This window comes from Polyangium sp. 15x6, from assembly GCF_029960785.1.
Taxonomy (GTDB): Bacteria; Myxococcota_A; Polyangia; order Polyangiales; family Polyangiaceae; genus Polyangium.
On sequence record NZ_JASBQE010000063.1, the window covers coordinates 1 to 11,601 of the forward strand.

Sequence of the window (11,601 nt, forward strand, 5' to 3'; positions counted from 1 at the left end):
GGCGGCCCGCTCGTGCCCCGCTCGCGCGGCGGCCCGCTCGTGCCCCGCTCGCGCGGCGGCCCGCTCGTCCCACGTTCACGCCGATCCGTAGGCCGCGCGCGTCGCTCCTCGTGCCCGCCTTCCCGCGACGTGTGCCCCGCCCGCGGCCGCTCGCCGCGCTCGCCTCGATCCCGCGGCGCCGCGCCGACGTGCGTCCGCGGCCTTTGCTGCTTCGCGCGTTGCGCCGGCGTCTGATCCACGGCCGGGCGCACGCGCTTCGGCACGCCGAACTCTTTTCGGATGGCGAGCAGCTCGTCGACCGTCAAGAGCCGCCACTTCCCCGGCAAGAGTCCCTCCGACGTCACGTCGGCAAAACTCAGCCGCGCCAGTCGCATCACGGGGAAGCCCGTCGCCTCGCCCATGCGGCGGATCTGCTGGTTTCGCCCCTCGCGCAGGGTGATCTCGAGCCAGGTCTTGTCGCCCTCGTGCCGCAGGATGCGCACGTCCGCGGGCAGCGTCTTGCCGTCTTCGAGCTCGACGCCCGTGCGCCACACGTCGGCGTCGCCTTCATCCATCACGCCCCTCACTTTGAGGACGTACGTCTTGGGCACGCCGCCGCGCGGATGAAGCAGGCCGTTCGAGAACTCGCCGTCGTTCGTCATCAAGAGGACGCCGCTCGTCGCGAAGTCGAGGCGACCGACGGGATACACACGCGCCCCAGCGCCACGCACGAGATCCGCTACCGTGGGCCGACCTTCGGGATCGTGGAGCGTCGACACGACGTTCCGCGGCTTGTGCAGCACGAGGTAGACCGGCGACTCGGCGGTGAGCCGCTTGCCATCGACCTCGATCTTGTCGCGGCGCGGGTCGGCCTTGGCCCCGAGCTCCGTCACGACGCGCCCGTTCACCCGGACCCGCCCTGCCGTGACCAGCTCCTCCGCTGCGCGCCGGGAGCTCACCCCCGAACGGGCGATGATCTTCTGCAACCGCTCTTCCATCCGCCGACACGCCTCCAGCCGCTGCTCGCCAGCTCTTCGCTCCAAACCCATTCGACGCTCGGGGCTTCGGGTCGCCTGACGGCGCCCTTCGCTCCCGAACTCATTCGACGCTCGAGGCTTCGGGTCGCCTGACGGCGGCCCTTCGCCCCGAACCCCAGCTCGTGATAAGCACGCTCCATGCGCCGCGTCGACAAGCCGTGGGGACACGAGCTCATCTGGGCGGAGACCTCCCGCTACGTGGGCAAGTTGCTCCACATCCGGGCAGGCGAGCGTCTGTCCCGTCAATACCACCGGGTCAAGGAAGAGACACTCTTTCTCCAGTCGGGCGAGATGGACCTCGAAGTGGGTCCCAAGGAATCGCTCGAGCGTCGCCGCATGGTGAAGGGCGACGTCTTCCACGTCCTGCCCGGGACGATCCACCGCATGATCGCCGTCACCGACGTGGACGTGATCGAAGTGTCCACGCCCGAGCTCGACGACGTCGTCCGCATCGAAGACGTCTACGGCCGCGAAGGTACGAACGCTCCCTGACGTATCCCCGTCGCGCTAGGGCTTCGTCGCGCCCTTGTCGGCCTTCTTGTCGGCTTTGCCGTCGACCTTCTTGTCGGTCTTGCCGTCGGCCTTCTTGTCGGCCTTGTCGTCTTTTTTCTCGGCCGGCGCGGGTGAGCCCTTGGGTTCGCCTTCGCCTTCGTCGCCGTCCTTGTCGGCGTTGCGCTTCTCCGCCTCGCGCTTCTTCGCCGCCTCTTCTTCTTCCTTCTTTCGCTCGGCCTCCTCGGCACGGCGGCGCACCTCCGTGTCGTGGTCCCAGCGATCGACACGCTCGTCGGCATCGAGGTCCACGCCCATGCGTTCGAGCTTGCCCTCGCGGTAGACCTCCCAGACGTCGGGCTTGCCGTCGCGGTTCTGGTCGCGCTTGATGCGCGAAAGGCGCCCGTCCGAGTAGGACTTCCATTCGTCGGGCTTGCCGTCGCGATCGTTGTCGAGCGCGACCTCCGCGAGCTTGCCGCGCGAGAACGTGATCCACGTGTCGATGCGGCCGTCGTAGTTGGTGTCGCTCTCCTCGTGCAGGCTCTCGCCCTTGTCGTTGTAGCGACGCACGACGTCCTTCACGCCGTCGAAGTTCGTGTCGATCTCGCGGCAGACGAGGATCTTCTTCTGCGACTCGCCCACGCCGACGAGCAGGAAGACGCGACGGACGTTCGGCTTGAGCGAGCCGGGCCCCGCGATCTCACTCGCTTCCCGATCCTTCCGGCCCTTCCAGTCGCACATCGAACGATCGTCGACCTTGTAGGCCGGACCTTTGAGCGGAGCGCGCTTCGGCGTGGTCTCGCCAGTGAACGCGTTCGTCGTGGTCGTGGGCGTGCTCGCGCACGCGGAGAGTGCGAGGAGAGAGCTGGCGAGTGTCCACACGATCACGCGGCTCGTCATCGAGGGCTCGTTCCGCCGGGCTGCGGTGCGGTGGGCGCGCCCGCCGGGAGCACCGGGGCGGGCATGGTCGGGAGCGGCGCCGGGCCCGAGGGACGGGGCGCAGGGGCCTGCGGCTTGGGCATCGTGGCCTGCTTCGCGCGGGCCTCGGCGCAGAGGTCGAGCACCGTCTCGGGATCGGGTTTGCCGTCGACGTTGCGATCGGTCGCGACGAGCGCGCATCGATCGTCGGTGGGATCGTTGAAGGCCCACCACTGATCGACGAGCCCGTCGCCGTCCGAGTCGCGCTCGCGCCGGACGAGGCGGCCGCCTTCGTAGTAGTCCCAGGTGTCGAGCTTCTCGTCGAAGTTGGTCTCGCGTTCCTTCAGGAACACGGCGCCGTCGCGCGAGCTCACGATCTCGTCGGCGCGGCCGTCCCTGTCGTAGTCCGACTCGCGGCGGCGCTCGCGGCCCGCGGGGTCGTAGTAGACGAAGACGTCGATCGCGCCGTCGAAGTTGAGGTCGAGGATGCGGCAGACCTCGCGTCCCGCGGCGTCGGGCACGCGCGTCATGTCGGGCTTGCCGTCGCCGTTCGCGTCGAAGCGCTGCGCGTTCGCCGCGGTCATGTCGCAGGCCTCGTGCTTCACCTCGGTGTCACGCTCGGCGCCCGTGGGAAGGGTGGGCGGCGGGCCGCCTGGATCGGCCGAGGTGCACGCGGTCGCGCCGATCGCGGGCAGCGACGTGAGGAGGGCCGCGACGCCGAGCGAGCGGGCCCAGCGGCAAGGGCATGGAAAGCGGCGGGATTCCAAGCGTTCGAGGCGAGTCTAGACGCAGCGCGACGTCTTCCGCAAGGCGAGCGGCAGGCTGATGCCTTGCTCGTGCTCATGCTACTGACGCGCGTTTCCGGAGACTCCCGAGTCTTCCTGATTGACAACACACGTACCGGCATCTAGGGTAACGCCTTGTCAGTATCCCTCGGAGTGCTGGGGGCGCGCCGTCCGCATGCGGTGGGCGACGCGAAGAGCGCAGGGCCGGCGTGACATGTCGCGAAAGAAAGTCTCGACGACCATCTACATCACGCCCGAGCAGGCCGAGCGCCTGAAGCTCCTGCACGACCGGACGAAGGTGCCGATCGCGGTCTACATCCGCGAGGGGATCGACATGGTCCTCAAGCACTACGAGCACGTGCTTCCGGGACAGATGAGCCTGGAGACGACGGTCCAAAAGAAGTAACCCCCTAGGCCGTGGCTTTCGCCCGCGCGACGCGCTAGGAGCACGCGGCCGTCGTCTTGCCGGCCTCACGGAAGTATGCCCGCCGATCCCAAGCTCATCCGCAACTTCTCCATCATCGCGCACATCGATCACGGCAAAAGCACGCTGGCCGACCGCATCTTGGAGGCCACCGGCGCCCTGTCGGAGCGCGAGAAACAAGACCAATTCCTCGACAAGATGGAGATCGAGCGCGAGCGCGGGATCACCATCAAGGCGCAGAACGTGCGGCTCGAGTACGCCGCCAGCGACGGCCAGAAGTACCGGCTGCACCTCATCGACACGCCCGGACACGTGGACTTCAACTACGAGGTCTCGCGTAGCCTGTCGGCCTGCGAGGGCGCGCTGCTCGTCGTGGATGCCTCCCAGGGGGTCGAGGCGCAGACGCTCGCCAACGTCTTCCTCGCGCTCGACAACAACCTCGAGATCATCCCCGTCCTGAACAAGATCGATCTGCCCTCGGCGGACGTGGACCGCACGAAGCGCGAGATCGAGGACGTCATCGGCCTCGATTGTTCGAACGCGATCCTGGCGAGCGCGAAGACCGGCATCGGCATCAAGGACATCCTCGAGGCCGTGGTGGCGCGTGTGCCGCCGCCGAAGGGCGACGCCCAGGTCACGCCCCGCGCGCTGATCTTCGATAGCTGGTACGACAGCTACCGCGGCGCGGTCGTCATGGTCCGCGTGGTCGAGGGCACGCTGCGCAAGGGCCAGAAGGTGCGGTTCCTGGCGACGGGGCGCGACTACGAGATCACCGAGATGGGCGTGTTCGCCCCGCACGCGACGCCCATCACCGAGCTCGGCCCGGGCGAAGTCGGGTTCATCGCGGGCAACATCAAGAGCGTCACCGACACGAAGATCGGCGACACGGTGACGGACGCGGTCCACCCGACCACGGTCGCGCTGCCCGGCTTCAAAGAGGTGAAGCCGATGGTCTTCGCGGGCATCTTCCCCACGGATTCGGCTCAGTACGAGGACTTGCGCGACGCCCTGTCGAAGCTCCAGATGAACGACGCGGCGTTCGTCTACGAGCCCGACACGTCCGAGGCGCTCGGCTTCGGCTTCCGCTGCGGCTTCCTCGGCCTGCTCCACATGGAGATCATCCAGGAGCGGCTCGAGCGCGAGTACAACCTCGACCTCATCACCACGGCGCCGAGCGTCGTGTACCACGTGTACATGAACACCGGGGAGATGAAGCCCATCGAGAACCCGGCGCGCCTGCCCCCGACGCAGCACGTCGACCACCTCGAGGAGCCGATCTACCGTGTGACCATCCACGTGCCCTCGTCGTACGTGGGCGCGGTGCTCGCGCTCTGTCAGGACCGGCGCGGCGAGCAGAAATCGCTGCAATACGCCTCGTCCGACCGCGTGATCATCACGTACGACATGCCCCTCAGCGAGGTGCTCTTCGACTTCCACGACAAGCTGAAGAGCGTCTCCCGCGGCTACGCCTCGATGGACTACGAGCTCGTCGGCTACAGGCCCGCCGACCTCGTGAAGCTCGACATGCTGGTGAACGGTGACCCGCTCGACGCTTTGAGCGTCATCGTCCACAAGGAGAAGGCGTTCCAGCGTGGGCGCGATCTCGCCGTGAAGCTGAAGGACATCGTGCCGCGCCAGCAGTACGAGGTGGCCATCCAGGCGGCCATCGGCTCGAAGGTGATCGCCCGGACGACCGTGAAGGCGATGCGCAAGGACGTCACGGCCAAGTGCTACGGCGGCGACATCTCCCGCAAGCGCAAGCTCCTCGAGAAGCAGAAAGAGGGCAAGAAGCGCATGAAGATGGTCGGCAGCGTGGAGATCCCCCAGGAGGCGTTCCTGGCGATCCTCAAGGTCGACTGAAGCGCGCGCCCTCTACCGTTCGCGGTCGAGCCTTCGTATAACGCGCGACATGTCGGTCGCTCGACGCGTTCTCCCGCTCTGCCTCCCGCTCCTCCTCGCGCTCGCTGCCTGCGACGAACCGGTCTCGACGAAGGGCGCGGCGCCCTCGGCCGCGCCGCCGCCCACCGCGGCCGAGCCGCAGCCCTCCGCGACGACCCCGCCTCCACCGGCGAAGGCGAAGATCGAGATGCCGCCGCGGCCGGTGCCCCTCGGCTCGGCGGGCCCGATCCAGCCGAGCGCGCCGCCGGACCAACAGATGATGGCGATCCAGTACACGATCGCGATGGTCACGCCACGCGGCACCGATCCGATCGTCGACAAGGACTACGTCGAGCGCATCGTGAAGAAGCTCGAAGGCGCGGTGCGCACGGCCGACAAGGGCAAGACGCCGCCGAACCCGGTGAAGCCGAACAAGGGCAACCGCAAGCTCGAAGTCGACATGGGCAAGGGGTGCAACGAGCGCGTGCCGGAGAACCTGCTCCACCAGCGGGCTGGCTCGTCGTTGAAGGAGGCCTACGAGGCTGGCGTGCTCGTCATCTCTTGCCACGACGACAAGTGGGAGTGTCATCAGTCGACGCGCATCCCCGAGGACGTGTTGTGCCACGCCGCGCCGCGCCGCTGAGCCACGTCCGCCCCTGACGAGCGAACCGCATCCTTCGCACCGCGTGGCGCCTGGCCGCGCTTCTATGCGCGATGTGGTAAGGGAGAGCGGCAAATGCATACGGCCCTCCCGAATCTTCGCTCGCGCGTACGGAAAGGTCCCTACGCCGAGCTCCTCGCCGAGCTCAACCGCAACCGGACCCGGCTCGCAGAGGCCGAGCACGACGCGACCATCTCGTTCGGCCCGACGATGCGCGTCGAACGTTTCGTCCTGGGCAACGGCCTGCGGGTCCTGATCCTGCAGGACAACGCGGCGCCCGTCGTCTGCGTGCAGACGTGGTTCGGCGTCGGATCGCGGCACGAGCGCGTCGGCAAGACGGGCATCGCCCATCTCTTCGAGCACCTCATGTTCGGCGAGACCGAGACCTCGGCCCACGGCGCGTTCGATCGCACCCTCGAAGAGGCGGGGGCCGAGACGAACGCCGCGACGTTCCTGGACTGGACGTACTACCACACGAACCTGCCCGCCGAGGCGCTCGAGCTGACGTTGCGGCTCGAAGCGGATCGGATGTCACGCCTCGTGCTGCGTGATCCGCAGGTGGCGAGCGAGAAGGAGGTCGTCGCGAACGAGCGGAGGCAACGCGTCGACGACGACGTGGACGGCGCGATCAGCGAGATCCTCTACAAGGAGTCGTTCCGCGAGCACGGCTACGGGCACCCGACGATCGGGTGGATGGACGACATCCTCGGCTTCTCGACCGACGACTGCGTCTCGTTCTACCGGACGTATTACGCGCCGAACAACGCGGCGATGGCGATCGTCGGCGACGTCGACATCGGGCAGGTGCTGCGGCTCGTGCAGGACAACTACGGCGGCTTGCCGCCCTCGGTCTTGCCGGTCGAGGACGTGCGCCCCGAGCCTCCGCAGACCGAGGAGCGCCGGATCCGCATCACGAAGCCGACGCCGACGCACAAGGTGGCGATCGGGTACAAATCGCCGGCGCTCGGGGACTTCGATCATCCGGCGCTCACGCTCCTGAACGAAATCCTGTTCGGAGGGCGCTCTTCGCGGGTGCATCGCGCGCTCATCCAGGAGCAGGAGATCGCCACCGACGTGCGCGGGTGGGTGGGCGCGTTCCGGGATCCGTCGCTGTACGACGTCTTCTTGTCGGCCCGCGGCGAGCACACGGCGGAGGCGCTCTGCGCGGCGCTCGACGTGTTCCTCGATCGGGTCCGCACCGAGCCGGTGACCGAGGAGGAGCTCGAAAAGGCAAAGGCGCGCGTCGAACTCGCGGTGCTGCAGGGGCTCGAGACGGTGAGCGGCAAGGCCGAGCAGATCGGGTTCTACGAGATCGTGCTGGGCGATCCGGCGGCGCTCTTCGATCGGCTCGCGGCGTATCGCAGGGTCACCGCGGGGGATCTGCTCCGCGTGGCGCGCCGGTACCTCGTGCGCTCGTCGAGGACGGTCATCGAGGTCGCGCCCGACGGATCGATGGAGAGCGACGAAATGGATGACGAAGAGACGGACGGCGAGGAGAGCGAAGAGGAGGTGGCGTCGTGACGCACGTCATCGTCGAGCCGAGCCCCGCGTTGCCTCTCATCAGCGTCGTCGTCGCGTTCCGGTCGGGCTCTGCGCACGACCCCGTGGGACGCGAAGGACTCGGGCGCGTCACGGCGCGCATGCTCCGTCGCGGCGCCGAAGGTTGGAGCTCGGAGAAGATCGAGCAGACGATCGACCTCCTCGGCGGTGAGCTCGGCGTGGACGTCTCGCCGAGCGCGAGCACGGTTCACTTCGAGGTGATCCGGCGTTCGCTCGATCCGTTCGTGGACCTCGCATCGACGCTGCTCGCGCGGCCCTCGTTCAACGAGGCCGAGCTCGCTCGGCTGAAGCGGGAAGCCGAGGCCGAGCTCATCGAGTCGCGCGACAGCGACGGCACCTTGTGCGCGCGCGCCTTCCGCCGGACGCTCTTCGCCGGTCATCCGTACGGGCGCCGCGTCGCGGGTTGCATCCCCGCATTGCGTGCGATCGAGCGCGCCGACGTCGTGTCGTTCTACGGAGCGCACTACGCGCGGGAGAACGCGATCGTCACGATCTCGGGGGACGTCGACGTCGAGGAGGGACACGCGATCGCGGAGCGCCTGCTCTCCGGACTTCCGGTCGGCGCGAGTGTGCCGGATCCCGTGCCGCCGCCGCCGTGCAGGACCGGCCGTCGGCTCGTCTTCGTCGACAAGCCCGAGCGAACCCAGACGCAGATGATCGTCGGAGGGCTCGGGACGCACCCGAACGATCCCGATCACGTGGCGCTCCTCGTGGCGAACACCGCGTTCGGCGGGACGTTCACCTCGCGGCTCATGCAGGAGGTGCGGGCGAAGCGTGGCTGGTCGTACGGCGCGTCTTCGCGCGTCGGCTTCGATCGGCAGAGGGACGCGTTCACGATGTGGACGGCGCCCAAGGCTTCGGATGCATCGGCCTGCCTCGCGTTGAAGCTCGAGCTTTTGCACGCGCTTCGCAAGGACGGGATCACGAAGGACGAACTTTCGTTCGTGAAAAAATACCTCGTCCGTTCACACGCCTTCGAGGTCGATACGGCGAGGAAACGGGCCTACCAGAAGCTCGAAGCCGCGCTCTACGACTTGCCCGAGGGCTACCACGACAAGCAGCTCGAGCAGATCGAGGCCGTCACGCTGGACGAGGCGAACGCCGCGATCCGCGAGCGTCTGTCGGAAGACGATCTCGTGGTCTCGGTCGTGGGGACCTTCTCGCAGATCGGCGATGCCGTCGCGAAGTCCGTCCCGCGGCTGCTGGAGACCCAGGTCGATCCGTTTGACCTCGAATGACCTGCCGCGCGCGGATAGGGATGGGGGGACGCGCGCCTCTCGCCTCCCGGCGGGAACGTGGCCATGGGGGACGACATTTCCCGCGGAGCGATGGCGCAGGGATACATGATCGGCCCCTTGCGCCGACGTGAAGCGCGTGCCGCGCTGGGCGGTTGATGCGCATACGCGAGGAGCACCTCGCGCACGCGGAGAAGATCCTTCGGCAGCAGAGGGCGCGGCGTCGACACGGCGAGGCTCGACGCGGCGAGCGCTCGACCTCGCCGGAGCGCCTCTGCGCGCGCGAGCTTCAACCGAGCGTAAGCAGTCTTGAGCGGGATCCCGAGCTTCTCGGCGATCTCCGGCATCGGCTGCTCCTCGAGGTCGTGCAGGACGAGGATCTCGCGGAGCTTCGGGCGCATTCGGCCGATGAGCTCGCGCGCGAGCGCCTGCTCCTCGCCCTCCAGGAGCGCGGCTTCGGCGGCGAGAGTGTCGCTCATCGGCTCCGGCGGCAGCTCGGCCACGAGCGGCTCCATGCGGTGCCTCGCGAGCTTCCGGTAGTTCGTCGCGAGCTGCATCGCGATGACGAACAGCCACGGGCGCGCCGAGCTTGCCGCGTCGTGATCCTCGATTCGCCGCAGGGCGACCGAGAAGACCTCCTGCGCGATGTCGTCGGCGTCGCGCGCGGGCACTCCATACCGCTCGACGGTACGCAGGACGAACTGCCATTCGCGCGCATAGAGCTGCTGGAACACCTCCTCCCGCGGAGGCAGGACCCCGGAGATGAGCTCCTCCGCGAACGGATAACGAACGGGGGGGTGCGATGGATCGTGAGGGACGACGTCGGGCGGCAGAGGAGGAATGACGTCGGGGTACAACGTGGAGGGGGACGGCGTCGGCGTCGACGGGAAGGGAGCGCCACGGCGCTTGCCGTCTGCAAAGGTTTCACCAGACGAACCTGCGCGTGAAGCTCGTTTCCCGCGGACGCTGCGGGGACGCTCGTCGGTCCTCTTCATGGTTCACCACCCGGAGGCACGGCCTGCGCGCTCGACGTCGCCCGCGCCTCTCGAAGGGTTTGTCCTGCGGGTGGCAGGGAGCGTCAATGGTCATCCGCGCTCAAGCGCCCGCGATCGGCTCCCCCTCGGCCTCCGTCGCGAGCATCCACAGGACCGCCATTCGCACGGCGACGCCTGCTTCCACCTGATCGAGGATGACGCTGCGTGAGCCATCTGCCACGGCGGGGTCGATCTCCACACCTCGGTTCATCGGGCCGGGGTGCATCACGATCGCGTCGGGTGCTGCGAGCGCGAGTCGCGCCTCGTTGAGGCCGAACTTCCGGCTGTACTCGCGGGTGCTCGGCAAGAACGTGCCCGCGAGTCGCTCGCGCTGGACGCGGAGCATCATCACCACGTCGGCCCCTTCGAGCGCGGGTTCGAGCCGATCGTGCACCTCCGCGCCAAGCGTCTCGGCTGCAGGTGGCAAGAGTGTGCGAGGGCCCGCGAAGCGCACCGTGGCGCCCATCGTTCGCAGGAGAAGCGCGTTCGAGCGCGCGACACGGCTGTGCAGGACGTCGCCGCAGATGGCCACGACGAGGCCTTCGAGCCGGCCCTTTCGTCGTCGGATCGTGAACGCATCGAGCAGCGCTTGCGTGGGGTGCTCATGCGTCCCGTCGCCCGCGTTGACCACGGCGGCCTTCGTGCGTGATGCGACGTAGTGCGGCGCGCCTGACGCTTGATGCCGGAGCACGAGGACGTCCGGGCACATTGCTTCGAGGTTCTTCACCGTGTCGAGGAGCGTCTCGCCCTTGACCGCGCTCGACGTCGACACGCTGATGTTGATGACGTCTGCCGAGAGCCTCTTGCCTGCGAGCTCGAACGAGGTCCGCGTGCGCGTCGAAGGCTCGTAGAAGAGGTTGATCACCGTCTTGCCGCGGAGCGTCGGCACCTTTCGGACGCTGCGCCGCGAGACGTCGAAAAAGCTCTCCGCGGCGTCCAGGATCGAGTGGATCTCGGTCTTCTCCAAGGCCTCGATCCCGAGCAGGTGGCGGTGCGGATATCGCGCGCGTGGTGTCGTCGTCACGTTCCCCCCAGGGTGGATGCGTCCTCGATGGTGGCCCACGCGCCGTCGTCCTTCTGCGTGACCTCGATCCGCTGTCCGGGGCCGAGCTCCACGCGACGCACGGTGTAGTCCGGGTGGATGGGCAACTCGCGGCCGCCGCGATCGACGAGCACGCAGAGCTCGATGCGACGCGGGCGGCCGTAGTCGAGCACGGCGTCGAGCGCCGCGCGGATGGTGCGGCCCGTGTAGATGACGTCGTCGACGAGCACGACGCGCTTGCCGCGCACCTCGAAGGGGATGCGGCTCGGGCCGATCTTGGGGTTCGGCAGGGCCGTCGCGGCGTCGTCGCGGTAGAGGGTGATGTCGATGGAGCCCGTCGGCGGGGCTTCACCTTCGAGCTCGCGGAGCAGCGCGGCGAGCCTCTCCGCGAGGGGCTCGCCGCCGCGCCGAATGCCGACCAACGCGAGGTCACGGACGCCGCCGTGTTCGGCGATCTCGCCAGCGACGCGGCGGAGGCCTCGGGCCACCGCGACCGGATCGAGGAGGACTTCGGACATGGCGGGGACGAGCTACCACAAGGCCGACGCGGTGTCCCCGG

Annotated in this window: 11 protein-coding genes and 1 pseudogene; 6 read left to right on the forward strand and 6 right to left on the reverse strand. The window is 68.2% G+C overall.

The window, feature by feature from the left end; genetic code table 11:
• The coding region (locus tag QHF83_RS34700; RefSeq protein ID WP_282422316.1) for a pseudouridine synthase at window positions 1–977 on the reverse strand (977 nt) is incomplete at its 3' end.
• 177 nt (window positions 978–1,154) lie between these two features.
• Between QHF83_RS34700 and QHF83_RS34705 the strand changes: the two genes are divergently transcribed.
• Window positions 1,155–1,508, forward strand: a complete 354-nt coding sequence (locus QHF83_RS34705) for a cupin domain-containing protein (RefSeq protein WP_272422413.1) — start codon at window positions 1,155–1,157, stop codon at window positions 1,506–1,508.
• Between the two features lie 15 nt (window positions 1,509–1,523).
• Here QHF83_RS34705 and QHF83_RS34710 read toward each other — a convergent pair whose 3' ends face one another.
• Together QHF83_RS34710 and QHF83_RS34715 are read right to left on the reverse strand one after the other, a co-directional pair.
• Window positions 1,524–2,405: a hypothetical protein gene (locus QHF83_RS34710; RefSeq protein ID WP_282422317.1), complete on the reverse strand. Its 882-nt coding sequence runs from the start codon at window positions 2,403–2,405 to the stop codon at window positions 1,524–1,526.
• Window positions 2,402–3,190: a hypothetical protein gene (locus QHF83_RS34715; RefSeq protein ID WP_282422318.1), complete on the reverse strand. Its 789-nt coding sequence runs from the start codon at window positions 3,188–3,190 to the stop codon at window positions 2,402–2,404. Before QHF83_RS34715 ends, QHF83_RS34710 begins: the two co-directional genes overlap by 4 nt.
• A 232-nt stretch (window positions 3,191–3,422) precedes the next feature.
• Here QHF83_RS34715 and QHF83_RS34720 point away from each other — a divergent pair, with 232 nt between their 5' ends.
• The 5 genes from QHF83_RS34720 (at window position 3,423) to QHF83_RS34740 (ending at window position 8,969) form a co-directional block, all read left to right on the forward strand.
• Window positions 3,423–3,614, forward strand: coding sequence for a ribbon-helix-helix domain-containing protein (locus tag QHF83_RS34720; RefSeq protein WP_136918444.1), 192 nt, complete (start codon window positions 3,423–3,425; stop codon window positions 3,612–3,614).
• 75 nt (window positions 3,615–3,689) lie between these two features.
• Complete coding sequence (lepA, locus tag QHF83_RS34725) at window positions 3,690–5,492, forward strand: translation elongation factor 4 (RefSeq protein WP_282422319.1); 1,803 nt, start codon at window positions 3,690–3,692, stop codon at window positions 5,490–5,492.
• 49 nt (window positions 5,493–5,541) lie between these two features.
• Entirely contained in the window at window positions 5,542–6,153 is a 612-nt protein-coding gene (locus QHF83_RS34730; protein ID WP_282422320.1) for a hypothetical protein, read from the forward strand.
• A gap of 93 nt (window positions 6,154–6,246) precedes the next feature.
• The gene (locus tag QHF83_RS34735; RefSeq protein ID WP_282422321.1) at window positions 6,247–7,692 is read left to right on the forward strand and encodes a pitrilysin family protein; all 1,446 of its coding nucleotides are present in this window, start codon (window positions 6,247–6,249) and stop codon (window positions 7,690–7,692) included.
• A complete protein-coding gene (locus QHF83_RS34740; protein ID WP_282422322.1) occupies window positions 7,689–8,969 on the forward strand; it encodes a pitrilysin family protein in 1,281 nt (426 codons plus the stop codon). Before QHF83_RS34735 ends, QHF83_RS34740 begins: the two co-directional genes overlap by 4 nt.
• A gap of 281 nt (window positions 8,970–9,250) precedes the next feature.
• Here QHF83_RS34740 and QHF83_RS34745 read toward each other — a convergent pair.
• From QHF83_RS34745 to pyrR, 3 genes and pseudogenes are all read right to left on the reverse strand, one after another.
• Window positions 9,251–9,961 (reverse strand): annotated as a pseudogene (locus tag QHF83_RS34745) (sigma-70 family RNA polymerase sigma factor); the annotation flags it as partial.
• A gap of 100 nt (window positions 9,962–10,061) precedes the next feature.
• The gene (locus tag QHF83_RS34750) at window positions 10,062–11,024 is read right to left on the reverse strand and encodes an aspartate carbamoyltransferase catalytic subunit (RefSeq protein ID WP_282422323.1); all 963 of its coding nucleotides are present in this window, start codon (window positions 11,022–11,024) and stop codon (window positions 10,062–10,064) included.
• Window positions 11,021–11,560 carry a bifunctional pyr operon transcriptional regulator/uracil phosphoribosyltransferase PyrR gene (gene pyrR / locus QHF83_RS34755; protein WP_282422324.1) on the reverse strand — a complete coding sequence of 180 codons (540 nt, stop codon included), beginning with the start codon at window positions 11,558–11,560 and terminating at the stop codon, window positions 11,021–11,023. Before pyrR ends, QHF83_RS34750 begins: the two co-directional genes overlap by 4 nt.
• Window positions 11,561–11,601: the final 41 nt, after the last annotated feature.

What these genes read in the sequence shown, in the direction of transcription:
- QHF83_RS34720 (WP_136918444.1), top strand. Translation starts at nt 3,423, where the DNA reads ATGTCGCGAAAGAAAGTCTCGACGACCATCTACATCACGCCCGAGCAG.
- QHF83_RS34705 (WP_272422413.1), top strand. Translation starts at nt 1,155, where the DNA reads ATGCGCCGCGTCGACAAGCCGTGGGGACACGAGCTCATCTGGGCGGAG.
- QHF83_RS34710 (WP_282422317.1), bottom strand. Translation starts at nt 2,405, where the DNA reads ATGACGAGCCGCGTGATCGTGTGGACACTCGCCAGCTCTCTCCTCGCA.
- lepA (WP_282422319.1), top strand. Translation starts at nt 3,690, where the DNA reads ATGCCCGCCGATCCCAAGCTCATCCGCAACTTCTCCATCATCGCGCAC.
- QHF83_RS34730 (WP_282422320.1), top strand. Translation starts at nt 5,542, where the DNA reads ATGTCGGTCGCTCGACGCGTTCTCCCGCTCTGCCTCCCGCTCCTCCTC.
- QHF83_RS34735 (WP_282422321.1), top strand. Translation starts at nt 6,247, where the DNA reads ATGCATACGGCCCTCCCGAATCTTCGCTCGCGCGTACGGAAAGGTCCC.
- pyrR (WP_282422324.1), bottom strand. Translation starts at nt 11,560, where the DNA reads ATGTCCGAAGTCCTCCTCGATCCGGTCGCGGTGGCCCGAGGCCTCCGC.